The organism is Chitinophaga sp. MM2321 (assembly GCF_964033635.1).
Taxonomy (GTDB): Bacteria; Bacteroidota; Bacteroidia; order Chitinophagales; family Chitinophagaceae; genus Chitinophaga.
The window spans coordinates 2543725-2569500 of the sequence record NZ_OZ035533.1; the positions used below are offsets into that span (position 1 = coordinate 2543725).

Consider the following 25776-nt stretch of genomic DNA (forward strand, 5'->3'; position numbering starts at 1 on the left):
ATAATAATTTTTTAAAGTTGATGACCTGCGAGATAAGCGATATATAACTCGGCCTGTCTCGCATCGGTACGTGCCGACAGATATCCCTGACGGGTAGTCATCACGTGTTCCAGGTTTAGAAAATACTCCGCATACCCGATATCACCGGTGGTAAAGGCTTTAGCGGTTTGTTGCAGCAACTGATCGGCATTTGGCAGCGCCGTTTGATGGTAATAATCCAGGCTGTTGCGTTGCTTGATATACTGCTGTACTGCTTGCTGGTATTGGCTTTGCAATTGTATCACACTATTGTCGTAGTATAATCCTGCTGCCAGCTGCTGCTGCTCTTCTGCTCTTACCCTGGCTTTCATGGGGCCCAGCCATACGGGTATAGCCAGTCCTACATGAAATCCCTGGAAGCGGTTACTGTTGGTCGCCAACGGCATTCCTGAAGCATTGAGCGCACTGCCAATGAGTGACTGGTTAAAATACCCCAGGGTAATGTCTGGCAGTATGGAAGCACTGAATACCTTTTTCTGTTTTTCCGCAATGGTTACCTGTTGCTTGAAATAACGCAGCCGGGGATTGTTTTCCACCGCGAGCGAATCATTTGCCAGGACGGTGTTACCTACCGGGATCTCTGTGGTTACAATAGTTATAGCCGTATCACTTCCCGTCAATGCCTGTAAGCGCGACATAAAGATCTGCTGGTCTGCATCGTTCTGACGCAACTGGTTCCGGACGTCCTGTAATCTTCCTTCGGCAGCTGTTTTCTCCAGCAACCGGCTTTCACCAGTCTTGTACCGCAGGTCCGCACTACGGGCAAAGCTGGTAAACAGGCTGTCCTGCTGCATCAGCAGGCCGTGTAACTCGTGTTGATATAGTAGCTGTACATACACCTGCTTCACCTGGTAAACCAGTTCCTGCTGTGTGGTTGCTTTTTCCCACACGGCTTTTTCCACCTGTGCTTCATTCAATGCTTTTTTTGCACCAAATACCGAAGGGAAAGGAATGGTTTGCGTGATGCTATAGTTGTTGTCATTTTTTATGTAGCTGTTTACCTGCCCATATTGCAGGCCCAGCTGCATTTTGGGTAGCTCCGCGCTGGTTTTGGTAATATCACGGTAATAGGCCACGGAAGCGTCGGCCGATTTCAATCCTTTATTTTGTTGCAGCGCCAATTGCACTGCCTGTTCCATTGTCAGTGGCTGCGATTGCGATTGCGCGAAAGCAGCGAAAGGACATAACAGCCATATTATGATGGTACGTAATTTCATGCGTTGCGTTTTTTGAAAGCATTTTCAAAGTAGATATATAAACAGGGCAACACCAGCAGCGTGAGTAAAGTGGATGTTATTAATCCACCTATCACAACGGTAGCCAGCGGGCGTTGTACCTCTGCACCTGCGCTGTAGGCAAGCGCCATCGGCAGAAAGCCCAATGAAGCCACGAGGGCTGTCATTAACACAGGGCGTAAGCGTATAGCCGTTCCCTTTAGTACAATATTATTCAGGTCTGTTTCCCCTTCCGCCTTCAGGCGGTTGAATTCTCCAATCAGCACCATACCATTCAACACGGCCACGCCAAACAAAGCAATGAAGCCTACGCCTGCGGAGATACTGAAAGGCATTCCACGAAGCAGCAGCGCAAACACCCCGCCTATGGCGGCCATGGGAATAGCCGTGAAGATGAGCAACGACTGCTTTACGGAATGAAAAGTGAAGTACAGCAATACAAAAATGAGCAGTAGCGCAACAGGCACGGCAATGGCTAAACGTGCATTTGCTTCACGGAGGTTTTCAAATTGCCCGCCGTAACGGATAAAATAACCCGTGGGTAGTTTTACTTCTTTATCAATAGCCGCTTCAATGTCTTTTACCACACTGGCAATGTCGCGCCCACGTACGTTGAAGCCCACAATGATGCGGCGTTTGGCGTCTTCCCGTTGCACCTGGTTTGGTCCCGTGCTCATTTCTACTTTGGCCAGTTGTTGTAATGGTACCTGGTTTCCCGATGGTGTAGTGATGTAAAGGTTTTGTACATCCGTGATATCCCGGCGGTTCTGCTGATCCAGTCTTACCACGAGATCAAAACGCTTCTCTCCTTCATATACAAGGCCGGCACTTTGCCCTGCGAAAGCCGTATTGATAGCCTGGTTGATGGTAGCAATATCCAATCCGTACTGGGCTACTTTATTCCGGTCTGCCGATACTACGATCTGCTGCAACCCGCCGGTTTGTTCTACATATAAGTCGCGGGCGCCATCTGTACGATTTACGATACCGCCTATCTTCTGTGCCAGGGAAGCTAATGTGGGCAGGTCTTCTCCAAAAATCTTTATTCCGACATCCTGCCGTACCCCGGATATCAGCTCATTAAAGCGCAGCTGGATAGGTTGGGAAAAGCCAAAGCTCACGCCTGGTATGGCTTCCAGGGCTTCCTGCATTTTATTGGCCAGTTCTTCCCTGCTGCGGGCGCTGGTCCACTCCTTCTTTGGTTTCAGCAATATGGTAAGGTCGCAGGCTTCCATGGGCATGGGGTCTGTAGGGATTTCCGCCGCACCAATTTTACCTATCACCTCTTTTACTTCCGGGAATTGTTTTAGCAGGATATCGGAAGCCTTGCTCACCTTATCGATGGTTTCAGATAAGGAACTCCCTGTAAGCAAGCGGGTTTCCACCGCAAAATCGCCTTCTTCCAGCGTGGGAATAAATTCACCGCCCATCCTGCTGAACAGGAACAGCGCCAACACAAAAAGAGCCACTGAAATACCTGTTACCAGGGCTTTTGCACGTAAGGTTGCCTTTATAACGGGATCGTATATACGATGAAAGAAACGCATGATGCGATCAGAAACAGTGACTTTATTCCGTAGATCTTTATGAAGAAATAAAGCCGCCATCATGGGTACGTAGGTGAGTGACAGGATAAATGCTCCCAGGATCGCAAGAGAAACCGTTTGCGCCATAGGGCGGAACATCTTCCCTTCAATGCCCACCAATGCCAGGATAGGCAGATAAACGATCAGGATGATGATTTCCCCAAACGCTGCGGTATTGCGTATTTTGCTGGCAGCACTATATACTTCCTCATCCATTTCCTGTTGTGATAAACGCAGGATACCAGCACCTTTATTTTTACCGGAGAGATGATGTAAAGTAGCTTCCACTATGATCACGGCGCCATCTACAATCAGTCCGAAGTCAATGGCACCCAGGCTCATCAGGTTGCCCGTTACACCGAATAACTTCATCATGGCAATGGCGAATAGCATCGCCAGCGGAATAACAGAGGCTACAATCAGCCCTGCCCGCATGTTTCCCAGGAAGAGCACCAACACGAAAATAACGATCAGGGCGCCTTCAATGAGATTCTTCTGTACAGTGCCCATAGCACGCCCCACAAACTCGCTGCGGTCCAGGAAAGGTTCTATCACTACGCCTTCAGGTAGTGTTTTACGGATCTGTTCCATGCGCGCTTTTACCGCCTTCACCACCTCCTGCGAATTCTTCCCTTTCAGCATCATCACAATACCGCCTACGGCCTCCCCATCCGCATTGCGGGTAAGTGCCCCATAACGGTTGGCATTGCCGATCTGCACGGTAGCGATATCCCTGATCAGCACAGGCAATCCATTGGGAATATTTTTTACCACAATCCTTTCTATATCAGCCAGGCTGCTGATCAATCCTTCACTACGGATGAAATAAGCGTTTGGTTTCTTATCAATATAAGCACCACCGGTATTCTGGTTATTTCTTTCCAGCGCGCTAAATACCTCCGCAATACTTAGGTTGTAACTCCGCAATTTATCGGGGTTCAGGGATACTTCATATTGCTTCAGTAAACCGCCGAAGCTATTGACTTCCGCCACACCGGGCGTTCCGAGCAACTGCCGGCGCACGTACCAGTCCTGGATCGTACGCAGCTCCCTGGTATTCATCTTTTCTTCATAACCTTTTTTCGGATGTACCACATATTGGTAAACCTCTCCCAGTCCACTGGACACCGGCGACATTTCGGGCGTACCAATACCGGGAGGAATGTTTGCTTTAGCCTCTCCCAGCTTTTCGTTTACCTGTTGTCGTGCCCAGTAAATATCTACGTTATCATGAAATACGATGGTGACCACAGATAGTCCAAAGCGGGAAACAGAGCGGACTTCTTTCAGCTCAGGAATCACGGCCATGGTTTGTTCTATAGGAAAAGTGATCAGTCTTTCCACCTCCTGGGCTGCCAGGGATGGGGATTGCGTGATCACCTGTACCTGGTTGTTGGTGATATCGGGTACTGCATCTACGGGTAGCCGTGTGAGTGAGAAGATGCCCCACACCAGCAGGGCAAGTGTGAACACCCCTACAATAAGTTTGTTTCTGATGGAGAAACGAATAATTTTATCCAGCATGATTGGTTTATATGAAATAAACAGACGTACTACAGCCATGGATGCACCGTATAAAGGCACACCATATGCTCATAGCAAAAACATCATTTAATTAATACTAAACCAGCTGTGGAGGTTGCCAGATGTTATCTGATAAAGCGGGAAGCGGGGCAAGAGGTAATGGTGGGTAACCGATCATGGTTTGCCTGCCGGAATAATTAAGCAGGATAACCGCTCCGGTTGTAATTTGTGTATTGCAGCAACTGCAAATGCATAAAGGTGAGCAATAGTCAGCATGCGCTTCATGTCCGCTCGGCGTGTCTGTATTTTCAATAGTGGTACTTTTAAGCAGCATGGCAGCACTGGCGTCGTTGCAGGGAATGCAGGACAACAGGATGATGTAGACGCTTAATATGTATACCAACCATTTCATTTGTACAAATGTAAAAATTAATGAGAACATCATTTCAATAAAAAACTGCATCCCCGTTGCGTGTACGATGCCGGTATATTACGATTTGTTGTTAAATTAGCTGCATGAACTGTCTGATAGTAGACGATAACAAGATGGCCCGTACCGCCATGAACCAGTTGGCCAGCCACGTAGCGCACCTGCATATTGCAGGGGAGTGCAGCAGCGCCATGGAAGCATACAACCTCCTGCAGGAGGAAAAGATCGATCTGCTGCTGCTGGATATTGAAATGCCCGGCATGAGCGGACTGGAATTAACCCGGAACCTGGGAAAGAAGCGTCCGGTCATCATCTTTACCACAGTTAACAAAGATTATGCAGTAGAAGCATTTGAATTGAATGTGGCAGACTACCTGATCAAGCCCGTTAGCCCTGCCCGGTTTATCCAGGCCATTGAAAAAGCCAGGGAAATCCTTGACAGCAACAGCGGAGAGCTACAGGTATCCGAAACTGAATTTGTATTTATCCGCGACAACGGTGTTTTAAAAAGAATACGTACGGAAGAAATTCTCTTCATGGAAGCCATGGGCGATTATGTAAAACTCTATACTGCACAGAAGTTCCATGCCATTCATACAACATTGAAAGCATTGGAAGAAAAGCTGTCGCCCTCCCGGTTCATGCGCGTACACCGCTCTTATATTGTGGCATTGGACAAGATAGAAATAATAGAAGACGGTAATATCATCATACAAAAAAATGCCATACCGGTGGCTGATACCTATAAAGCGGCGCTGAACAATAAACTCAACCTGTTATAATCACCCGGACGACAAATTGCCCATTTTGACCGATAGCTACTGCCTGTTGGGCCATTAGTTGCTTCAGAACGTCTTAAATATTGTACTTTGAACCAGCTTTCCTATATCAGCGTTTATATGTATTAAACTGTCATGCAGCCTAAAAGAATAAAATATTACCTCCTCGGCCTGTTTATCACCGGCATGATCTTATTCATAGTGCTGCAATTTAATTCCGCTAAAAACATCCGCAAACTTATTTCAGGAAATGAACAACTGCTGCAGGAACTCAATGTAAAAAATGAGATGCAGAAGCTGCAAACGAATATGGCTAAAACGGACAGCAAAGTACGTGGCGCCGTTATTTCAAGAGATACACTGCATATTACCGGTATTGAAGCAGATATTGCCGTGATCAGGGCAGACCTGAAGGAAATCAACAAGATGGTGAAGAACGACAGTACAGACAAGCTGCTGACGCAACTCAACTACCTCGTGGATGAGAAGAACAATTTCAATATGCTCGTGCTGGATACCTTCTACAGCACCGGGAAAATGGCTGCGGAGAAGATGATCAACAACCAGCGGGGTAAACGGCTGGGCGAGGCTATCACGGGTATTCTGCATCAACTGGACACTACGCGGCAAACGGAAGTAAACCGTACTGCAAACCTGATTGATACCAGCGGACAAAAAGCACAAAGCTGGGGATCGGTACTCGTTCTTTTCGCCTGTCTCACCAGCCTGCTGGCCTTTCTTTATATTACCAGCCGGATACATAAGCAGGAACAACTCATTGAAGCACTCGATGAGTCCCGACAGCAGGAAAAAAAGCTCGCTGCGGTAAAAGATCAGTTCCTGGCGAATATGAGCCATGAGATCCGTACACCGATGAATGCGGTGATGGGTTTTACTCACCTGTTACAGGCCCAGCCCCTGAATGAAAGATCACAGGAATATGTAAGCGCCATCGCAGGTGCGGGCAGGAACCTGCTGGAAATTATCAACGACATCCTGGATATTTCGAAGATAGAATCCGGTATGATGCGCATAGAAGCAACGTCATTTAGTTTGCATGGAATACTGCATGCACTATACACCATGTTCAGACCCAAGGCAGAAGAAAAACACCTGCAACTGACCGTAACAATCGATGACCAGGTGCCTGATCTCCTGTATGGAGACGGGATGCGGCTTACACAGGTGCTGGTTAACCTTACCAGTAACGCCATTAAATTCACCTCAGAAGGCGCTGTTGATATTCACGTAGCCTGCATTAAAGCAGCAGGCAACATAGTTCGTATAGTATTCACCGTTAGAGATACCGGTATTGGCATCGAACCCGCCAAACTGGATAGTATCTTCGACCGGTTTAATCAGGCGGAAGCCTCTACCACACGCAAATACGGCGGCACCGGGCTTGGACTCACCATCGTAAAACAACTAATAGAATTACAGGACGGTACCATTACTGTTGAGAGCAAACCAGGCGCTGGCAGTACTTTCAAGGTAGAACTACCTTATACACCCGGAGAGTTCCTGCCGGAAAACGGCGAAGGCAGCTATGCCGAGCATGACCCCTTGCCGCTTCATCCGGACGTATGGCTGTTGGTAGCAGAAGATAACAGGATGAATCAAAACCTCCTCCGGCATTTATTGACCAGCTGGCAACTGCAATATAAAGTGGTGAACAATGGAAAGGAAGCCCTGCAAGCCATTGAAAAACAACATTTCGACCTGGTGCTGATGGATATACAAATGCCTGAAATGGACGGCTATACAGCCGTACAGAAGATCCGGCATGAACTGCATTCAAATATTCCCGTAATAGCCATGACGGCACATGCAATGGCGGGCGAGCGGGATAAATGCCTCCAGATGGGGATGAGTGAATACATCTCCAAACCTATACAGGAAGATGACCTTTATCGCTTGATACAACTATATACAGGTAAGTCTGCCACCCAAACACTCCCGGCTTACCAGCACTATACGAGCGAAAACGGAACACCGCATCTCATCCGCATGCAATACCTCCAGGACCTTTCCAAAGGCAATAAAGCCTTTGAAAAAAACATGCTGGAGCAATTTATTTCCCAGCTGCCGGAAGATCTTTCCCTGTTGAAAAATGCTATTACCTCCAATGATGTTGCAGCCATCCGTGCAACAGCGCATAACCTTAAAACTACCGTGTCTTTTACAGGACTGGAAATACACCTCTATCCCATCCTGGAACAACTGGAACACATAGATGAAAACAATTACAATGCAGCAGCAGTTACAGAATTGTTTAACACGCTGAAACAGCTGTGTTTACAGGCTATTCAGGAAGCTATAGACATTATATTATAGTCCCTGCGACCGTTCATTTTTCCTTGTTCAACGACAGTAATTACCTGTTCACCGAAACTTCCCCAAACCACTTCTTCTTCGCATTACTTTTACAGTAGAAATTCAAAAACAAAAACTTCATTTAATCATTTAAAAAGACATTATCATGAAAAAAAGCCTGATCGCCGCTGTAGTAGTAATGAGCATTTCTGTTGCTTCTTTTGCACAAGCTCCTGCTGCTAAACATGTAAAGAAAGAAAAAGCTAAAACAGAAGTTAAAGCTACTGCAGACTCAACTAAGAAAGCTGCTACACATAGCCATAAAGCAAAAGCTGATCACGCAGCTCCGGTTGCCAAGAAAGCATAATCGCAACGATACAGCGTATGAGATGAAGTCCCGTCTGCCTCAGGCAGACGGGACTTTTTTGTGTGCCAGGGGGATTTTGATCCAAATAGAAAAGCGTGTCTACCTTTACGGCTGACACGCTTCAATTTTATTATCTTTTAGCTATTTACTTATTTCAGACCATCCAGTTTCTTCTTCACTTCGTCTACTTTAGCAGTCTGGTTTTTGATAGCATATATTTTCTGTAATGCATACAGACAGCTTTCGTAAGTCTGTTTATCGGATGCTTCGATGCTGCTTCCTTTGGCGGTGAAGCCGGCGTCAGCTTTTTCAAAGAAAGGCAAAGCCTGATTCATCAGTCCTTCCACTTTACCTTGTAATTCTTTCGCTTTAGAAGAGGTTTGTTGTTTGCTATCCAGTTCGTTCAGTTGTTTGTTGAAAACAACTGCGCGGTTGAAGTACAGGGCACCCAGTTGGAAATTGGCAGTAGCATCTTCAGCATTCATTTCGATTGCTTTCTTGTAAGCTGTTTCCGCTTTACCCATCAGCTCTTCGTAGTTAGCTGGTTTGGGAGCGTCGTTGCCTTTTTCATCGCGGGGATTAGCCATGTTATCAACACGGATCGCGTAATCCAGTACAGCCGCTTCGTCGGTAGGGTTGTCCTGCATTTTCTTTTCCAGCATGCTGATTAACTCGTTGGTTTTACCAGTTTTGCTGTAAAAGGCCATTTCCATATCGTTGAAGCGTTTATCCTTAGGGAATAAGGCTTTTGCTTGTTCGATAGTTTTGAGCCAGTTTTCCTGGTCGCCTTTTTCTTCATACAGTTGACCCAGTACTACGTAGAGAGCGGGTTCACCTTTGAATTGCAGATCTGCTGCTTTTTTCAGATAGGTGAAAGCATCATCTTTTTTACCGGCCTGGTTAGCTGCATAACCAACATAAAAAGTCAGGGCTGTATCTGTAGGGATTGAACCACCAAGATTTTTGCTGTTATAGAATTCGGCTATTTCAAAAGCATCTTTGAAATTTACCAGAGAAGAATCCCATTTCTGTTCGTTCAGGAAACCGTAACCTGCATTTGCTACCGTAGCGTATACGTTAAACAAAGGCTGATTCATTTCCAGCACTGCTTCTTTCATTTTAGGATCGATCTCCAGGGCTTTCTTGAAGGAAGAAAAAGCTTCGAGAGCCAGGGGGGCACTTTTCTGCTTGGTACCCATTGCTTCGAGTATCTTACCGTTTACGAGCCACGTTTTCGCGTCATTCTTAGTTTTATCATTCTGTAACGCTGCGTCAATATCTGCTTTGGCTTTTTCCAGATCTTGCTTTTTCAGGTTCTCATCCGCACTACTAACTTTTGCCCGCTGAGCCATAACCGATACGCCGGCCGTGCAAAAGAGAAGAGATACCAATAGTTTTTTCATGTCTCGAGTTTTTTTAGTTGCTGTACAATAAGAGTATGGTGCTCTAATAAAGATTATACAACCAGCTATGTTGTTACCACTAATAGCCGGCAGTATTTATTTTATTAGTTATGCATAAGGGATCACTTTCCGGATCCCTTATGCACAATTATTTAATGCTTTAATTACCAGTTTTATTTATTCTGCCGGTTCTTCAGGGTCAGCTGCTGCTGCTTCCTGGTCCGGTGTGCCTTCCGCTGCGGTATCTTCTTCTCCGGCAACTGTTCCTTCTGCACCTTCTTCTCCTTCCACAATGTCTGCTGCCAGTTCTTCCTGTTCATCCAGGCGGGCTACTGCTGCTATTTCATCCGTGTCGTCCAGGCGGATCAGGCGTACACCTTGTGTAGCACGTCCTGCTTCTCTGATATCTGCTACTGCCATACGGATTGTGATGCCGGATTTGCAGGTGATCATCAGATCGTGTTTCTCTGTTACATCCAGGATAGCGATCAGGTTACCGGTTTTCTCTGTAATATTGATCGTTTTCACTCCTTTACCACCTCTGTTGGTGATACGGTATTCTTCAATATTAGTCCGTTTACCAAAACCTTTCTCAGATACTACAAGAATTGTTCTTGATTCGTCTTCCTTGTTAACACAAATCATACCAACCACTTCATCTGTCTCACTATTTACTTCAATTCCTCTCACACCGATCGCACCACGGCCGGTATCACGAACAGTTGCTTCAGGGAACCTGATAGCGCGTCCACTCTGAATCGCCATCATAATCTGACTATCGCCGTTGGTCAGTTTGGCTTCCAGCAGTTGATCGCCGTCATTGATAGTAATAGCATTTACACCATTTTGACGTGGGCGGGAGAATTCCTCTACCATTGTTTTCTTGATGATACCTTTTTTGGTACAGAGAACAATATAGTTGTTGTTGATGAAATCCTTATCATTCAGGTCTTTGAGGTCGATAATAGCGCGGATCTTATCATCTCCGGGCAGCTGGATCATATTCTGGATGGCACGGCCTTTACCATTCTTTTCTCCATCAGGGATTTCGTAGACCTTTAACCAGTAGCAACGGCCTTTCTCTGTGAAGAACAGCATGGTATGGTGTGTAGAGGCCACAAACAGGTGTTCTATATAATCTTCGTCGCGGGTTTTGCCGCCGATAGCACCACGGCCACCACGTTTCTGCTGACGGTAATCGTAAGCAGAGGTACGTTTGATATAACCAAAATGAGAAATGGTGATCACCACATCTTCTTCTGCAATGATATCTTCAATCCTCATTTCGCTGGCGAGATACTGAATTTCAGTTTTACGTTCGTCACCGAATTTCTTTTTCACTTCTTCCAGTTCATCCTTGATGATGGTCATACGTAAAGACTCATCATTCAGTACACTTTGCAGGTAAGCGATCAGTTTCATTACGTCGTCGTATTCAGCACGGATCTTATCGCGCTCCATACCGGTAAGGCGCTGTAAACGCAGTTCCAGGATGGCTTTTGACTGAATTTCCGATAGTCCGAACTGAGACATTAATCCTTCTCTTGCAACATCCGGTGTGTTGGATGCACGGATCAGTGCAATTACTTCGTCCAGGTGATCCAGTGCGATGAGGTAACCAGAGAGGATATGCGCCTTTTCTTCTGCTTTACGCAGGTCGAAACGGGTTCTTCTCACGACTACTTCATGACGGAAATCGATGAACTCCGATAACATATCTTTCAGGTTCAGGATACGCGGACGGCCTTTTACCAGCGCCACGTTGTTGATCCCATAAGATGTCTGTAATTCGGAATATTTAAATAACTGATTAATGATAACGTTGGAGATAGCCTCGCGTTTCAGATCAATTACCAGGCGCATACCTTCGCGGTCACTTTCGTCCCGTACATCGGTGATGCCTTCAATTATTTTATCATTTACCAGTTGTGCAATTTTCTGGTGGAGAACGGCTTTGTTGATCTGGTAAGGTAATTCGTAGATCACCAGTTTTTCGCGGCCATTCTTAGCCGTTTCTGCGTTGACCTTACCTCTTACCACTACCCTGCCTCTGCCGGTTTCGAAGCCCTGCTTCACGCCTTCAAACCCATAAATAACGCCTCCGGTTGGGAAATCGGGTGCTTTAATATGTTTGATCAGTTCTTCAATGGTGATGTCCCTGTTATCAATAAATGCAATAGCGCCGTCCACCACTTCGCTGAGGTTATGCGGCATAATGTTGGTGGCCATACCTACTGCGATCCCGGAAGCACCGTTTACGAGCAGGTTTGGAATACGGGTAGGCAGTACTGTAGGCTCTTCGAGGGTATCATCGAAGTTGGTGGTGAAGTCTACTGTATCTTTTTCAATATCTTCCAGCATAGCTTCCGCTACCTTTTGCAGCCGGATTTCGGTATAACGCATCGCTGCCGGCATGTCACCGTCAACGGAACCGAAGTTACCCTGACCGTCTACCATGGGATAACGCATGCTCCATGGCTGGGCCAGCCGCACAATGGTATCATAGATAGAGGCATCACCATGGGGGTGATACTTACCCATTACCTCACCCACAATACGCGCTGATTTCTTGTAGGCTTTATTACTGTGGTTCCCCAGTTCATTCATACCGAATAAAACGCGGCGGTGCACAGGCTTCAACCCATCTCTCACATCGGGCAAGGCGCGGCCTACGATCACGGACATAGAGTAATCTATGTACGCCGTTTTCATTTGTTCCTCGATATTTATCTGGACAATTCTACCATCCTGCTGATTTTCCGTATGCTCTGTCATTTTGTGTGTTGATTTACAGTTTTTTCTGCTGAAAACAGATAAGGGCAAATATAGCCATTTCAGCCCTTATTCCGGCCTAAAAATGCAGAAATGTGAATAAAAAAGGTCATAGGGATAATCGATTATATAGCAAGATCGATATATGATTAATTCCGGGTATGAATGACAACCATTTATCCCTTTTTTACGTTAGTATGTTGGGCAGATCATTTTCACTTTATCTGGAATATGTGTTATAAACAAAATATGTAATATTTTAAATATTGGCAAAGTATTTGTTTTTAAAGAACTGAATATCAACACATCGAAGCGATAAAAATAATTTATCTGGCGATATAAGATCCGAATTTTAATGAAATTCGAACATAAGCATTTAAAAAGCTGTTATTCCCCTGATTCTTAACCACTTTTCTAAAGAGACCATGAAGAACATATTGTTGTTCGGTGCCGGTAAATCGGCAACGAGTCTGATCGACTATCTGCTGGCCAATGCTCCCCGGCAAAAATGGCACGTAACAGTAGCAGATAATGACCTCATACTGATAAAATCAAAAATCGGAAAGTCGTATTATGCTTCACCAGCAACGATCGACATCAACGACCAGGCTGCCAGACAGCAACTGATCCGGGATACTGATCTCGTTATCTCCCTGCTTCCCCCTCCTTTGCATATTATCGTTGCCCGGGATTGCCTGCAATTCCATAAAAACCTGCTGACCGCTTCCTACATAGATCCCGAAGTACGCAAACTGGAGAAAGAAATAGAAAAAGCCGGTCTGCTTTTTATGTATGAAATGGGCCTGGACCCCGGTATAGACCATATGTCGGCCATGAAACTCATTCACTCTATTGAGAAAAAAGGCGGGCAGATCTTCTCCTTTAAATCTTATTGCGGTGGACTCGTTTCACCAGACAGTATTGATAATCCCTGGCAGTATAAAATATCCTGGAATGCCCGCAATATCGTGATGGCCGGCAGCTCAGGCGCTACTTACCGGGAAAAAGGCAAGGTAAAAGAACTTAGCTACGAACAACTATTTGATCACTCCAAAACCATACAGGTGCCTCATCTCGGCAAACTGGCCTACTATCCTAACCGCGATTCCCTGGCTTACATGGCGTCTTACAAACTGGAAGATATCGCCACGTTTATGCGGGCCACCCTGCGGTTCCCCGACTTCTGTGAAGGCTGGAATGCACTCGTGAAACTGGGTCTTACCAATGATACCGATAAAATAAAAACAGATGATCTCTCCTACTTTCAGTGGGCTACCCACCTGTTTCAGACCGACCCACAGCTGGGTAATGAAGAAAACATTGCACAGCACCTGGGCATAAGCAGTAAATCAAAGGTGATCAGGCAACTGAAATACCTCGGCTTACTGAATACCGATAACATCAACCTGGGAGAACAAACCAATGCCGGCATCCTGCAACATCTCGTGGAAGATAAGCTGAAAATGGAGCCTGCCGACAAAGACATGATCGTGATGATGCACGAAATTGAATTCGAACGCCGCAACATGGCTACCCGGATACACAGTTACATGATTACACAGGGAGAAGATAACGTGCGGACAGCCATGGCAAAAGCAGTAGGGCTGCCCCTGGGGATCATGGCCAAACTGATACTACAGGACAAAGTAACATTGACCGGCCTGCAAATACCCGTTATGCCTGAAATATATAACCCGGTATTGAAAGAACTGGAAGAATTTGATATCAGGTTTGAAGAGAGTTTTGAATAAGCAGGTCATTTGTTTCCTATGATGAACTCCACCTGAGCAGAAGGATTTGTGAGAGCTCCCCGTACACCGGGGAGTTTTTTTTATAAGATAGCTAACAGCTCCATGACCCCTGCCGTTGCCGGTTTTTCGATACGGATAAGTGACCCGAAACCATCTACCAGCGGCACATTCCTGTCAATGATATATTTAGGGACATCCGGTTTTGCATAATGAAGCAGTCCGGCAGCGGGATACACCTGCAAAGAGGTACCGATGACCACAAAAATATCGGCTTTCCGCACTTCCTGCAATGCCGCTTCAATCATGGGCACAGCCTCTCCGAACCATACGATGTGCGGTCTTAGTTGTCCGCCATCAGCAGCCAGATCGCCCATTTTAATATCCTGCCGGATATCAAAAACAAGTCTGTCATTCTTCACACTGCGCATCTTGAATATTTCACCATGCAGGTGCAGTACCCGCGTTGATCCACCGCGCTCATGAAGGTCATCAACATTTTGTGTAATGATACATACATCGTATTTATCTTCCAGCGTTGCCAGCCCCGTGTGTGCTGCATTGGGCATGGCCGCTTTCACATCCTGGCGCCGGTCATTATAAAAATCAAGTACCAGCTCCGGGTTCTTTAACCATCCTTCGGGGGAGGCTACTTCATATACATCGTGACCTTCCCACAATCCATCGCTGTCACGAAAGGTCCGGAGCCCGCTTTCCGCGCTGATTCCGGCTCCGGTCAACACCACCAGTTTTGGTTTCATTATTATGTACGTTTATTGGTTTACGTTAGCGGGGACCGGGGTGGTTGCTATCCTGCGTTTCCATCTCTTTATCCTTGCCCGTATAAAAATAACAAGAAAAATGATACCGGTCATCAGGGGCCACATACTGAGCAGCGATACAGACAGCCCCAGCAGGTTATTCCAGCCGTCTTTCAGTGCCAGCAAGGCGCGCTGAAAAAATCCGGGCGACTGAGGATCTGTATTGGCAAATGTCTGGTAATAGGTAAGATGGATTGTACTTAAAGCCGCATGATGATCCAGGTACTGAAGCCGGCCTTTGGCTGCTTCCACTTCTTCCCGGATGTCTTTCAACTTATCTTCTACTTCCAGTACCTCCTTCACATTTTTTGCCTGTTGCAGAAACTGCAGATAACGTTTTTCGGTTTCCATCCTCGCTTTCATCCGGGCGTCCAGGTCTATATATTCTTCGGTCACATCCTGGGAGGTAATACTTTTCTCGTCCAGCCGGAAGACACCACTGGTCAGGGCTTCCACGCAACTATCAAATTGAGCCAGCGGGATTTTTATTTCCAGCTGATTGCGCAATTCGAGGCTGGTACGGTTTTCTGTTTCGTTGGCTATATAACCGCCTGCCTTGCTAACGGTTTGGGCTATACGACTTCTGACAGGTGCGAAGTCACTCACCACAAAACGTATAGATGCATTCCTGATAATTTTTTGTGGGATCACCGGCGCAGGTGCTGCAAGCGTTGCGTTTCCCTGGCCTGCAAAGGCAACCAAACCGCCTGCTGTATCCAGCGCGGTCATTTCCATTGCCAGAGTTGCTTGTTTTTCAAGATGATTTCTGGATCCGCAGGCGGATAACAGGAGTGCTGAAGTACAAAGGGAAAGGAAGCGCGCGTAGTTCATGTAGTTGGAATTTCCTGTATGATGTAGCCATACGGGAAATTCCATAAAATCATATTTTCATGCCGCCCATGCCCATAATCACCTCATATTCATCTTTGGTGAGGTTGCAAACGGACAAGCGGCCCTGCCGGATCAATGACAGGTCAGCCAGTTTTTTTTCTACTTTCATCTGCGCCAGCGTAACCGGTTTTTTGAATGGCTTTAATGGCTTGAGATCCACTACTACCCAGTTTGGGTCCGGCGTAGTAGGGTCCTGGTAATGTTCTTTGGCAACGGTAGCCAATCCTACTACTTCCAGTCCTTCATTACTGTGGTAAAAGAGCACCGGATCGCCTTTCTTCATATCTCTGAGGTTATTACGCGCCTGGTAGTTGCGTACACCGTCCCAGAAAGTAACTTTATCTTTTACAAACTGATCCCAGGAATATTTAAAGGGTTCGGATTTGACCAGCCAATAATTCATTTGCTTAATTTTTTGTGTTAAGATTTACCAGCCGCTGGCAAGTACATCAGCGATGTGCATCACTTTGATATTGGTGCCATGCTTGCGGATATAACCATCAAGATGCATCAGGCAGGAAAGATCTGTGGAGATGAGGTAATCAGCGCCACTGTTGACCGCATTATTCACTTTCTGTTCGCCCATACCCATAGAGATAGGCTCGAACTTGACGGCGAAAGTACCGCCAAAGCCGCAGCATACTTCACAGTCATTCATTTCTTTCAGTTCCAGTCCCTTCACTTTCTCCAGCAGTTTTCTGGGTCCTTCTTTAATGCCGCATTCCCGCAAAGCACCACAGGCATCGTGATAAGTGCCCACACCATTCAGGGTAGCGCCCAGATCAGTGACATGCAATACATCTGTGAGGAATTCCGTAAACTCATACAGATTTTTCCGGAGCAATTTCACGTCGTTATGTGCAGCGGAATTATCGAACAATTTTGTATAGTAGTTGCGTACAAAGCCTGTACAGGAGCCGCTTGGCGCAACAATATAATCGAAAGTCTTGAAGTCTTTCACAAACTTGGTAGCTACCGACCGGCATTCATCCTGGTAGCCTGCGTTGTAAGCAGGCTGACCGCAACAGGTCTGTTCTGTATTATACATCACGTTACACCCCAGCTTCTCCAATACTTTGACCATATTGAATGCGGTTTCAGGAAACAGCTGGTCTACAAAACACGGTATAAATAACTGTACATTCATCTTTTATAATTTGCTGAAAGCGCAGGCTAGCTTCTGGCTAAATTCCTTTGTAATGAAATCATCTTTAATGCGGTGATAGCTGCTTCTTCTCCTTTATGCCCATGTGCGCCACCCAGCCTGTCCAGTGCCTGTTGTTCATTATCTACAGTTAAGATCCCGAATATAACGGGAACGGGTAACTGAAGATTCAGCTGTAAGATACCTTCTGTTACGGCTTTGCACACATAATCAAAATGAGGGGTTTCACCGCGGATCACGCAACCAAAAGCAATAATAGCGCCAGGCTGGTTGCCGGTGCCCCTGGTAGCCTCCCAATATTGTTTGCACGCATAAGGTAATTCAAAAGCACCAGGTACCAGGATCTTGTTTGTTCTGGATACTTTATATTGTGAAAGTGCTTTATCACAGCCCGCTACGAGTTCATTCACGATGGTATCATTCCATTCGGTATATACCATAACAACACTGGCATCCTCCAGGTTGAGAATGCCAGCGTCATTTAATAAGCTTTTATTATGCTCGGACATAAAATCGATTTGAATTTTCGAATTTTTTGATTTTCGAATTTAAGAATTTAGAAATGCAGCGAATTTTACCTTTCGCTAAGATCTTCACTGCATTTCTAAATTCTTAAATTCGAAAATCAAAAAATTCGAAAATATTTATTTAGTTTTTAACGTCACCCAACCTCGCCAGGTATTTGTCCATTTCACGGCCTTCGTTGGTGAGGGGGAATTTCGCTTTAATTTCTTTATAGATAGTGACAGCTTCGGCTGCTTTACCTGCTTTTTCCAGGGCCATGCCAGCGCGGAAAAGGTAAACGGGAGCAGTCAGTTCGTTATCGTTATAGTGACCGGCTTTTTTGTAGGATTCAATTCCTTCGGTGGTTTTGTTCAGTTCCATGTAAGCGTCACCGATCAGGCCAAAAGCTGTAGGCTGTAACAGCAGATCAGCAGAGCTGAAGGATTTCAACATATCAATACCTTTCTGGAATTCGCCCAGGCGGATATAACATACGCCTGCACTGTATTTAGCCAGGTTACCAGCTTGTGTGCTGCCGTATTTGTCCACTACCTGTAAAAAACCGTAGTTATTACCATCACCATTGAGTGCCAGTTTAAATGAATCTACTGCGAAATAATTTTGCGCATGGAAGATCATTTCCTGTGCTTTATTTTCTTTGGGCTGTTTAACGAAATGGTTATAGCCGAAAAAACCACCTACGACTAAAACTACTGCTACCACTGCAATAATGATAACATTCTTATTTTGCAGGAAAAAATCTTCCGCTCTATGCATGGATGCTTCCAGGTCGAAATTCTTTGTTGTAGGGTGCGACTTAGTGGCTCTATCTTTAGTTTCTGCCATTTTAATGTGTAATTGTAATTGCTTGGTTATTTAATATGAATAGGGAATTTATTCCCCCGGGACAAGTGCTTTTCTAAAAAAATCAAGAGGCCAGCAACGCCTTCACAGGAACAATTGCTAACCTCTTCAATGATTTATTAGTCAACGATGAACGGATAATCTTCCTGAATGTAAACATCTTTCAGCAGTTCATCATCATTTGGCCAGGGTGATTCTTCAGCAAACTGAACACACTCTTCTACTTCGATTTTAACGCGTTCGTTGATCGCTTCAATCTCTGCTTCGGTAGCCCATTTATTTTTCTGGATCACTTTCAATACTTCAGTGATCGGATCTTTCTCTTTATACTCTTCCAGTTCTTCCTTGGTACGGTATTTCGCAGGATCACTCATAGAGTGGCCACGATAACGGTACGTTTTGATTTCCAACAGGGTTGGTCCACCGTTTTCACGCGCACGTTTTACCGCTCTTTCCACACCATCATGTACAGCTTCGCAGCTCATACCGTCGATAGAATCGGCTGGCATTTCGTATGCATCAGCCAGTTTATAGATATCCATGACGTTGGAAGTACGTTCTACAGAAGTACCCATGGCGTACATGTTATTTTCGCAGATGAAGATCACCGGGAGTTTCCAGGTCATCGCCATATTGAAAGTTTCATGCAGGATACCCTGACGGGCAGCACCATCTCCGAAGAAACACAGTACTACGTTGTCTGTTCCTTTATATTGTTCTGCCAATGCCAGACCGGCACCAGTGCCTATCTGTGCACCAACGATACCATGCCCTCCAAAAAAACCATGCTCTTTGGAGAAGAAGTGCATACTGCCTCCTTTACCTTTGGAACATCCGGTAGCTTTACCAAACAATTCAGCCATACAAGCCTTAGCAGAAATCCCCTTAGCAATAGCCAAAGCATGGTCACGGTACGCAGTGATGAATTTATCTTCCGGCTTCGTCGCTGTCATCGCACCTGCAGCAATTGCTTCCTGACCAATGTACAGGTGACAAAACCCACGGATTTTTTGCATTCCGTACAATTGGCCTGTCTTTTCTTCAAAGCGGCGCAGCAAAAGCATCAATTCATACCAGTACAGATATGTCTCTTTGGTGAATTTCGTCTTCACGTCTGTTTTAGTTTGCACTCTTTCTAAATTTGTTCGCAAATATAACAGGAAAATCGTAAAATATAAATATCAATTCCAATTCCTATTAAATTATGCAATTTCATCAATTTCAAACAGTTTTGCATTTAATTGCAGATATTACCGGCTAAGCGCCGATTGATACGGTTCTTTATCTTTTATAAATCTGTTAATTTTTGTATATCATTAATAACGCATAAACAATTTCTTTGCTGCATTTAAACAAAATATCGCTCGTTCAATTTAAAAACTACGCCCAGCAACATTTCGTATTCGATAAAAGGGTAATAGGTATTACCGGCAGAAATGGCTCCGGAAAAACCAACCTCCTCGATGCGATCTATTACCTCTGTTTTACCCGTAGCTATTTTACGAGCAGTGAAAGTCAGAATACGCAGTACCAAACCAACGGTTTCCGGCTTGAAGGTCTCCTGGAAAAGAACGGGCAGCCCGAAAAAATCGTTTGTACCGTAAAAGATGGTAAAAAGGAAGTATCTCTCAACGAAGAAAAATACGACCGCTTCTCCCGTCATATCGGCCAGTTCCCTGCCGTTATGATTGCCCCCGATGACGCAGAGATCATCCTCGGCGGCAGCGAAGAACGCCGCAAATGGCTGGATACCCTCCTGTCGCAACTCCACCCCGACTACCTCGATCACCTGATCATCTATCAAAAAATATTATTACAGCGGAATAGCCTGCTAAAAAATATTGCTGCCACCGGACAGCACCAAGACAGTTTGCTCGATATCTTTGACTTACAGCTGGTACTCCATGGTGTTCCCGTATTTGAAGCAAGGCGTCAGTTCCTGCAATCATTTATCCCGCAGGTACAGCAACGCTACGATTTCATTGCCGGCAGGCATGAAGTGGTGAGCATCCGCTACCAGTGCACCCTGCAGGAAGAAGATTATGCCACCCAGCTGACTGCATCCCGGTATAAGGATCTTCAATTACAGCGCACTACAGCCGGCATCCATCGTGATGACCTGCTATTCCTCCTGGATGAACATCTCATGAAAACCAGCGCCTCCCAGGGGCAACGCAAAAGCTTTTTATTTGCACTCAAACTCGCACAGTTTGAAGTCATCAAACAAAGTAAAAAGTTCGCCCCCCTCCTGTTGCTCGATGATATTTTTGAAAAACTGGACCAGGAAAGAGTGATGCGCTTAATTTCCCTGGTAGCCGGCAATACTTATGGCCAGGTATTTATTACAGACACCCACGCAGAGAGGCTATTGCAGGCTTTCGCAGGAACCGGGGAGGAAATACAACTCATTAATATTTAGGGATTTTTTGATTTACGAATTTAGGAATTTAAAATGCAGCGGAGATTACCGTATAGATCTCGGCTTGGATCTCCGCTGTATTTTAAATTCCTAAATTCGTAAATCAAAAAATCCCTAAATATTTCATAGTTTCGCTGCATGCGCCATGGAACGACCAGTATAGGAGATGCCCTTCGGGAATATATGAACAAAAGCCGGATGAAACCGCGTTTTACAGAAGTGCGCATCCAGGAAAACTGGGAGAAAATTATGGGTAAAACCATTGCCCGTTACACACAGAGTGTCAAGCTGATAGAGCATAAGCTCATCATTACAACAACGGTAGCACCATTAAAACAGGAATTGACTTATTCTAAAGACAAGATCATCAAGCTCGTGAATGAACTGCTGGGAGAAAATATTGTAAAAGAAGTGATGATCTGCTGAGTTTTTAGTTAGCAGCAAACTGACGGATCAGGCTATTGATATCTGCTATTTTAAGGTCGGTCTGTAAATTTACGATCACAAAATCACTGGCATCCTGTACCAACATCACCACGTTTCCTAATTCATCATCTTTCCCTTTATTCATCACGTGTACGAGGCTACCCTTGTCCCTTACTTCCATGAGCAGTTCAAAATGCTCCTTATGTTCCAGGTCTCTTTTTAATTTTGCAATAGATTCGTCAGATACCGTATTGCCGTTGGCGTTAGAAATGGTATACACTTTCACGTGGCGTACCTTCTTCAGTAAATGCCTGGTAGCAACAGTTTCCGGATCGTTACTGTCATCAAACGACATGCAGAAGCTGGCCAGCTTCATCGCTGAAGATCCCACTCCGATGCTGTGTGTTTCCGCCTTTCCACGGTAGCTGTTGCGGAATTCACGCAAACACTTATCCTGTGCCATTGCGGTAGTGGCGAAACATACGATACAAAAGCCTGCAATAAGAAACGATTTCATGGGAGTTGATTTTAAATTGATTTACTTCTTTTTCAGGTTCTTCAGTTTATCCATTCCCTGGATGTTGACGGAATTGGCAATCTGTGAAATTTCATTGAGATCAATATCACCTACCAGGCTCATAGCCAGGAACTGATCCGCACTTCCCACCAGCATAATCAACTCGCTGATGTTACCCCTGCTGTTTTCTTTGACGAGGAATTTAAGATCGCTTTCTTTATCCCTGACTGTCATCAGCTCTTCAAATTCAGGTGTGAGAAAAGCAGCGGCTTCCTTGTATAAACGGGGGCCGTCTTTTGTTTCTTCCTTTGCCAGGATCCTCAACCCTTTCAGCTTCTGTACTACTTTCATCAGGTTCCTTGCATCCGGATCGCCGGGATCTATTTTGGCAAACATGCTGAACATTTTGGGCGTAATACTTACCAGCGTGAAGTTCCGGTCGTTTTCGTACTTCTGAAAGAAGCGATCGATCACACTCGTTTGCTGGGCAAACAGGTGCATACTGGCGAAGACCGCTATCAGTAATAAAAGTGAACGTTTCATCTTTCTAAATTTATATCAGGTTTTATAATGGCCTTCATTAATCTTTCCCTTCAATCCGGTCTGTTGCCTCATTGAAATAGGCAAGCTTCTGCATTTTGTCGGTACCCTTGTTCAGGTTCTTTGCCAGCAGTTGCAATGCTTTTTTCGTTTCCGCATATGCCTTCTGCGGATCATTCATATCTCCTTCCTGTAGCGCCACTACAGCAGCGCGTTCCTGTTGCTGGTGCTGCTTCATGGCGTAGCCGATGCCGATGGCAACCAGCAATACCGCTGCATATTTCATCCAATGGCGGAATGGTGACAGCTGCATTATTTTCGCGGGTACTGCTTCCACCACTTTCCCGGACGGCTCTTCAAATACTCTTTCTGCCTCCTCATGAAAATATTGGAATAAAGGCGCTGCTTCTTTCAGCTCATCCGGCAGATCAGGATGATGTACGCTATAAAATCCGCGTAGCAGGGCCTCCTCCTCGAGGGATGTTTCACCCTCCCAATACTTTTCCAGCAATGCGCTGATCCTGTTATAATCCATATACATGCAGATTTTGTAATTTTTCCCGTACCGTTTTGCGTGCCCGGTGCAGGTTCACTTTAACCTCATTCATATCTATATCCAGTATATCCGCAATTTCCTGGTAAGAAAACCCGTCCATATCACGCAATTGAATAATGGTGCGGTATTTCTCCGGCAGGTCACTGATAGCACCGCGTACCTTGTGCATCACATCGTTTTGTTCTGTCACCATATGCGGACTTTTCTGCTGCAATGCCGGCATCTCTCCTGCGCGGTCCAGCTCATCAGCCGTACGGTACTTTTTTGATTTGATCTTATCCAGGGCCATGTTGCGGGTAATACGCATACACCAGGCCTCCATATTCTGTAACTCCCTCATCTTTTCCTGCATGCCCCACACTTTCATCAACACATCCTGGGTAATATCCTGCGCATCTTCCTCATTCCCCAACAGGCGGAATGCAAAGCGATACAGCTTTTGCCTGACGGGAACTACCTGAGAAAGAAACAATTCTAGAGACATGCGGAATATCACATTTTATAAGAAGACGACCGGGGAAAGAGGATGTTACAAAAGACCAGGATTAAAGGAAAAAAAAGATTTACAAGATGGGTGTTTGGTTGTTTATATTTTCAAATAACTACTATATAACTGTTTTTACTGGTGGTATTTACTGTTATTTAAATAACAGAACACCCATCTTGTAAATCTTTTTTCTCCTTTAATCCTGGTCTAGTTTGATTCTCGGATCTACCAGTGTATATAAAAGATCAGAGAGCAGATTTACCAGCACAAAGATACCGGCTGTAAACAAGATAGCGCCCATTACGACGGGGAAGTCAAATTTATCGAGGGCATCAACGGTGACTTTGCCAATGCCTTTCCAGCCAAAGATATATTCAACAAAGAAAGCGCCTGCGAGCAATTCTGCAAACCAGCCGGTGATGGCGGTGATCACAGGGTTTAGTGCATTCCGCAGGGCATGGTGCCAGATAACGCGGGACTTTGACAACCCTTTGGCGTAGGCGGTACGGATATAATCCTGGTGCAGTACGTCCAACATGGCGCTGCGCGTGAGCTGCACGATAATAGCTAACGGGCGGATACCCAATGTTATGGCCGGCAGCACAAGGTTGCGCAGGTTCAGCACCCTTCCCTTGAAAGGGTCCACATCAAAGAGACTGCCTGACATATGCAGGCCGGTATAATCACTCAGCACGAAGCCAAACAGGTATGCCAGCACAATACCGGTAAAGAACGATGGCGCCGAAATACCGGCTACGCTGGCAAAGACAGCGGTAGTATCCATCCAGGTATTTTGTTTTACGGCAGATAAAATTCCCAGGGAAATGCCCACCACCGTGGCAAAGAGGATGGCTGCCACCGCCAGTAGCAAGGTGCCCGGCAGTGCTTCTGTCAATATTTCCCACACCTGTTTTTTGCCCTGGTAAGAGCGGCGCAGGTAGGGCGTTTTCAGTACCAGCATCTTCTCTTTTGAAATATGCAGGAGCGTTACATAGCTTAAGTTTTCCCTGGCAGCGGCCTCCGTATGCACGCCCACGGGTGACAGGTCATTGAGGTAAAGCAGGAACTGCATCCCTACCGGTTGGTCGAGATGCAGTTCCTTACGTACATTTTCCAGTGATGATACATCCGCCCGCTGTCCCAGGGTAAGCCTGGCTGGATCACCCGGTAATACATTAAACAGGAAGAAGACCAGCACCACTACACCGAGTAATACCAGTAATCCATAACCCGTTTTGCGAAGAAGATAGCGGAACATCTTATTTTATGGTATATCGTTATAATGCCATTTCGCCTTAATGGTGCCTTTGTCCAGCAGCAACAGGCAGGGATTACTTCTGCCAGCCGTTTTAATGGCTACACCATCCATCTGCACAAAAGGAAATTCCAGTCCGTGCTTTGATTCGAATGCCGCCAGCTGATCTTTTGTGGAGGCTGTTACACCATATATAAGGATCTCCTGGTTTTTCCATTTTTGCTGGAGGGCTTTCATTTTCTCATCCCAGCCACTGCCGGCCTTGTCCACGTTTTGCACAAGAAACAGGTACACCGGTTTTGTTTCAGACAGGATAGCCTCGGTTTGATTCACCCCGTCGAGGTCTGTCAGGATGAAATCCTTGATGGCCGGTTCTGCATTCCCTTTCTTTATCAACTTATCTTTACGGTCAACAAATTTCCAGGTGCTGTCTGACCACGGGTAATTATCTACCGTAAATTCTTTCTTCTCTCCATTCTTCTCATAAATAAACATCATTTCATAAACATCCGGTGTAGCGCCTGGCGGTAGCTTCATCTTGTCCGGAATATTATTACCTACTTTATAAGGCAGACAATCAATAAAAGGCAGGTGTTTCAGCGTATACCACTGGATGCCGAATGAAAAGACCGCAGCCACCAGCATAACGATGCCCGTGCCTTTGAAGAGCGGTTGTATCTGATCGCGGCGGAAGAAGATCACGAGGATCATCAGCAGCAGGATCACATCTTTCCAGAATGTTTGTATGGCAGTTAGTTTGATGCAGTCTCCAAAACAGCCACACTCGCGGATAGTACCGCTGAATAAGGCGTAGCCGGTGAGAAAGGTAAAGAAGGTGATCAGTAATAACAGCAATACAGAAAAGATACGCATACGGTATCCTATTAATACTGCTACGCCTGCAATAATTTCAAATGCATTCATGATCACCGAAAATGCCAGGGAATATGGAGAGAGGAAGGTCAGGTGCAATACCTCAAAAAATTCTTCCATCTTGTAACTCAGTCCTAACGGGTCATTAGCTTTAATAAGACCTGAAAAGATGAATAATACGCCTACAATAATCCGCAACAGGTTCAGGATAATCTTCATAAAATAGTTTAATGGTTTAGCGATAGACGAAGATAATGACAAT

The 25776-nt window shown here is 45.5% G+C and carries 24 protein-coding genes; 6 read left to right on the forward strand and 18 right to left on the reverse strand.

Annotated elements, in window-relative coordinates; translation table 11 throughout:
* Positions 1–11: 11 nt before the first annotated feature.
* From ABQ275_RS09965 to ABQ275_RS09975, 3 genes are read right to left on the reverse strand one after another with little or no spacing between them, the layout of a single operon-like run.
* Complete coding sequence (locus tag ABQ275_RS09965) at positions 12–1256, reverse strand: TolC family protein (RefSeq protein WP_349318145.1); 1245 nt, start codon at positions 1254–1256, stop codon at positions 12–14.
* Entirely contained in the window at positions 1253–4423 is a 3171-nt protein-coding gene (locus ABQ275_RS09970) for a CusA/CzcA family heavy metal efflux RND transporter (protein WP_349318146.1), read from the reverse strand. Before ABQ275_RS09970 ends, ABQ275_RS09965 begins: the two co-directional genes overlap by 4 nt.
* 58 nt (positions 4424–4481) lie before the next feature.
* Positions 4482–4796: a DUF6660 family protein gene (locus ABQ275_RS09975; RefSeq protein WP_349318147.1), complete on the reverse strand. Its 315-nt coding sequence runs from the start codon at positions 4794–4796 to the stop codon at positions 4482–4484.
* Positions 4797–4900: 104 nt separating this feature from the next.
* Between ABQ275_RS09975 and ABQ275_RS09980 the strand changes: the two genes are divergently transcribed.
* The 3 genes from ABQ275_RS09980 (at position 4901) to ABQ275_RS09990 (ending at position 8273) form a co-directional block, all read left to right on the forward strand.
* On the forward strand, positions 4901–5596 hold the full coding sequence (locus tag ABQ275_RS09980) for a LytTR family DNA-binding domain-containing protein (RefSeq protein ID WP_349318148.1): 696 nt from the start codon (positions 4901–4903) through the stop codon (positions 5594–5596).
* 132 nt (positions 5597–5728) lie between these two features.
* The gene (locus ABQ275_RS09985) at positions 5729–7927 is read left to right on the forward strand and encodes an ATP-binding protein (protein WP_349318149.1); all 2199 of its coding nucleotides are present in this window, start codon (positions 5729–5731) and stop codon (positions 7925–7927) included.
* Between the two features lie 145 nt (positions 7928–8072).
* Entirely contained in the window at positions 8073–8273 is a 201-nt protein-coding gene (locus ABQ275_RS09990) for a hypothetical protein (protein WP_349318150.1), read from the forward strand.
* Positions 8274–8422: 149 nt separating this feature from the next.
* Here the strand turns inward: ABQ275_RS09990 and ABQ275_RS09995 are convergent, their stop codons facing one another.
* Together ABQ275_RS09995 and gyrA are read right to left on the reverse strand one after the other, a co-directional pair.
* Positions 8423–9676 (reverse strand): hypothetical protein, encoded by a 1254-nt coding sequence (locus tag ABQ275_RS09995; protein ID WP_349318151.1) that lies wholly within the window; start codon positions 9674–9676, stop codon positions 8423–8425.
* 177 nt (positions 9677–9853) lie between these two features.
* A complete protein-coding gene (gene gyrA, locus ABQ275_RS10000) occupies positions 9854–12451 on the reverse strand; it encodes a DNA gyrase subunit A (RefSeq protein WP_349318152.1) in 2598 nt (865 codons plus the stop codon).
* Between the two features lie 422 nt (positions 12452–12873).
* Between gyrA and ABQ275_RS10005 the strand changes: the two genes are divergently transcribed.
* Positions 12874–14199, forward strand: a complete 1326-nt coding sequence (locus tag ABQ275_RS10005; protein WP_349318153.1) for a saccharopine dehydrogenase C-terminal domain-containing protein — start codon at positions 12874–12876, stop codon at positions 14197–14199.
* Positions 14200–14279: 80 nt separating this feature from the next.
* Here the strand turns inward: ABQ275_RS10005 and ABQ275_RS10010 are convergent, their stop codons facing one another.
* From ABQ275_RS10010 to pdhA, 7 genes are all read right to left on the reverse strand, one after another.
* Entirely contained in the window at positions 14280–14957 is a 678-nt protein-coding gene (locus ABQ275_RS10010; RefSeq protein ID WP_349318154.1) for a Sir2 family NAD-dependent protein deacetylase, read from the reverse strand.
* A 12-nt stretch (positions 14958–14969) separates the two neighbouring features.
* Positions 14970–15893 (reverse strand): DUF4349 domain-containing protein, encoded by a 924-nt coding sequence (locus tag ABQ275_RS10015; protein WP_349318155.1) that lies wholly within the window; start codon positions 15891–15893, stop codon positions 14970–14972.
* A gap of 4 nt (positions 15894–15897) precedes the next feature.
* The gene (locus ABQ275_RS10020; protein ID WP_349318156.1) at positions 15898–16311 is read right to left on the reverse strand and encodes an EVE domain-containing protein; all 414 of its coding nucleotides are present in this window, start codon (positions 16309–16311) and stop codon (positions 15898–15900) included.
* A 24-nt stretch (positions 16312–16335) separates the two neighbouring features.
* Positions 16336–17055: a (Fe-S)-binding protein gene (locus ABQ275_RS10025; RefSeq protein WP_349318157.1), complete on the reverse strand. Its 720-nt coding sequence runs from the start codon at positions 17053–17055 to the stop codon at positions 16336–16338.
* A 26-nt stretch (positions 17056–17081) separates the two neighbouring features.
* The gene (gene ribH, locus ABQ275_RS10030; protein ID WP_349318158.1) at positions 17082–17582 is read right to left on the reverse strand and encodes a 6,7-dimethyl-8-ribityllumazine synthase; all 501 of its coding nucleotides are present in this window, start codon (positions 17580–17582) and stop codon (positions 17082–17084) included.
* A gap of 139 nt (positions 17583–17721) precedes the next feature.
* Positions 17722–18423, reverse strand: coding sequence for a tetratricopeptide repeat protein (locus ABQ275_RS10035; protein WP_349318159.1), 702 nt, complete (start codon positions 18421–18423; stop codon positions 17722–17724).
* Between the two features lie 137 nt (positions 18424–18560).
* On the reverse strand, positions 18561–19553 hold the full coding sequence (gene pdhA, locus ABQ275_RS10040; RefSeq protein WP_349318160.1) for a pyruvate dehydrogenase (acetyl-transferring) E1 component subunit alpha: 993 nt from the start codon (positions 19551–19553) through the stop codon (positions 18561–18563).
* Between the two features lie 227 nt (positions 19554–19780).
* On the opposite strand from pdhA, the gene recF reads away from it, so the two are divergent.
* The gene (gene recF, locus ABQ275_RS10045) at positions 19781–20860 is read left to right on the forward strand and encodes a DNA replication/repair protein RecF (protein WP_349318161.1); all 1080 of its coding nucleotides are present in this window, start codon (positions 19781–19783) and stop codon (positions 20858–20860) included.
* A gap of 138 nt (positions 20861–20998) precedes the next feature.
* Positions 20999–21286 carry a DUF721 domain-containing protein gene (locus ABQ275_RS10050; RefSeq protein WP_349318162.1) on the forward strand — a complete coding sequence of 96 codons (288 nt, stop codon included), beginning with the start codon at positions 20999–21001 and terminating at the stop codon, positions 21284–21286.
* 4 nt (positions 21287–21290) lie between these two features.
* Here ABQ275_RS10050 and ABQ275_RS10055 read toward each other — a convergent pair whose 3' ends face one another.
* The 6 genes from ABQ275_RS10055 to ABQ275_RS10080 all read right to left on the reverse strand — a co-directional run bounded on the left by ABQ275_RS10055 (position 21291) and on the right by ABQ275_RS10080 (position 25733).
* Complete coding sequence (locus ABQ275_RS10055) at positions 21291–21803, reverse strand: DUF4252 domain-containing protein (protein WP_349318163.1); 513 nt, start codon at positions 21801–21803, stop codon at positions 21291–21293.
* 21 nt (positions 21804–21824) lie between these two features.
* Positions 21825–22346, reverse strand: a complete 522-nt coding sequence (locus tag ABQ275_RS10060) for a DUF4252 domain-containing protein (protein WP_349318164.1) — start codon at positions 22344–22346, stop codon at positions 21825–21827.
* Positions 22347–22383: 37 nt separating this feature from the next.
* Positions 22384–22878 carry a hypothetical protein gene (locus tag ABQ275_RS10065; RefSeq protein ID WP_349318165.1) on the reverse strand — a complete coding sequence of 165 codons (495 nt, stop codon included), beginning with the start codon at positions 22876–22878 and terminating at the stop codon, positions 22384–22386.
* Positions 22868–23383 carry an RNA polymerase sigma factor gene (locus ABQ275_RS10070; RefSeq protein WP_349318166.1) on the reverse strand — a complete coding sequence of 172 codons (516 nt, stop codon included), beginning with the start codon at positions 23381–23383 and terminating at the stop codon, positions 22868–22870. The genes ABQ275_RS10065 and ABQ275_RS10070 overlap by 11 nt, the downstream gene beginning before the upstream one ends.
* Before the next feature lie 199 nt (positions 23384–23582).
* Positions 23583–24644 carry an ABC transporter permease gene (locus ABQ275_RS10075; RefSeq protein WP_349318167.1) on the reverse strand — a complete coding sequence of 354 codons (1062 nt, stop codon included), beginning with the start codon at positions 24642–24644 and terminating at the stop codon, positions 23583–23585.
* Positions 24645–24650: 6 nt separating this feature from the next.
* The gene (locus tag ABQ275_RS10080; protein ID WP_349318168.1) at positions 24651–25733 is read right to left on the reverse strand and encodes a BT_3928 family protein; all 1083 of its coding nucleotides are present in this window, start codon (positions 25731–25733) and stop codon (positions 24651–24653) included.
* Between the last annotated feature and the right edge of the window lie 43 nt (positions 25734–25776).

Coding starts and splice junctions, on each gene's coding strand:
- ABQ275_RS09965 (WP_349318145.1), bottom strand. CDS start 1,256: ATGAAATTACGTACCATCATAATATGGCTGTTATGTCCTTTCGCTGCT.
- ABQ275_RS09970 (WP_349318146.1), bottom strand. CDS start 4,423: ATGGCTGTAGTACGTCTGTTTATTTCATATAAACCAATCATGCTGGAT.
- ABQ275_RS09975 (WP_349318147.1), bottom strand. CDS start 4,796: ATGAAATGGTTGGTATACATATTAAGCGTCTACATCATCCTGTTGTCC.
- ABQ275_RS09980 (WP_349318148.1), top strand. CDS start 4,901: ATGAACTGTCTGATAGTAGACGATAACAAGATGGCCCGTACCGCCATG.
- ABQ275_RS09985 (WP_349318149.1), top strand. CDS start 5,729: ATGCAGCCTAAAAGAATAAAATATTACCTCCTCGGCCTGTTTATCACC.
- ABQ275_RS09990 (WP_349318150.1), top strand. CDS start 8,073: ATGAAAAAAAGCCTGATCGCCGCTGTAGTAGTAATGAGCATTTCTGTT.
- ABQ275_RS09995 (WP_349318151.1), bottom strand. CDS start 9,676: ATGAAAAAACTATTGGTATCTCTTCTCTTTTGCACGGCCGGCGTATCG.
- gyrA (WP_349318152.1), bottom strand. CDS start 12,451: ATGACAGAGCATACGGAAAATCAGCAGGATGGTAGAATTGTCCAGATA.
- ABQ275_RS10005 (WP_349318153.1), top strand. CDS start 12,874: ATGAAGAACATATTGTTGTTCGGTGCCGGTAAATCGGCAACGAGTCTG.
- ABQ275_RS10010 (WP_349318154.1), bottom strand. CDS start 14,957: ATGAAACCAAAACTGGTGGTGTTGACCGGAGCCGGAATCAGCGCGGAA.
- ABQ275_RS10015 (WP_349318155.1), bottom strand. CDS start 15,893: ATGGAATTTCCCGTATGGCTACATCATACAGGAAATTCCAACTACATG.
- ABQ275_RS10020 (WP_349318156.1), bottom strand. CDS start 16,311: ATGAATTATTGGCTGGTCAAATCCGAACCCTTTAAATATTCCTGGGAT.
- ABQ275_RS10025 (WP_349318157.1), bottom strand. CDS start 17,055: ATGAATGTACAGTTATTTATACCGTGTTTTGTAGACCAGCTGTTTCCT.
- ribH (WP_349318158.1), bottom strand. CDS start 17,582: ATGTCCGAGCATAATAAAAGCTTATTAAATGACGCTGGCATTCTCAAC.
- ABQ275_RS10035 (WP_349318159.1), bottom strand. CDS start 18,423: ATGGCAGAAACTAAAGATAGAGCCACTAAGTCGCACCCTACAACAAAG.
- ABQ275_RS10050 (WP_349318162.1), top strand. CDS start 20,999: ATGCGCCATGGAACGACCAGTATAGGAGATGCCCTTCGGGAATATATG.
- ABQ275_RS10055 (WP_349318163.1), bottom strand. CDS start 21,803: ATGAAATCGTTTCTTATTGCAGGCTTTTGTATCGTATGTTTCGCCACT.
- ABQ275_RS10060 (WP_349318164.1), bottom strand. CDS start 22,346: ATGAAACGTTCACTTTTATTACTGATAGCGGTCTTCGCCAGTATGCAC.
- ABQ275_RS10065 (WP_349318165.1), bottom strand. CDS start 22,878: ATGGATTATAACAGGATCAGCGCATTGCTGGAAAAGTATTGGGAGGGT.
- ABQ275_RS10070 (WP_349318166.1), bottom strand. CDS start 23,383: ATGTCTCTAGAATTGTTTCTTTCTCAGGTAGTTCCCGTCAGGCAAAAG.
- ABQ275_RS10075 (WP_349318167.1), bottom strand. CDS start 24,644: ATGTTCCGCTATCTTCTTCGCAAAACGGGTTATGGATTACTGGTATTA.
- ABQ275_RS10080 (WP_349318168.1), bottom strand. CDS start 25,733: ATGAAGATTATCCTGAACCTGTTGCGGATTATTGTAGGCGTATTATTC.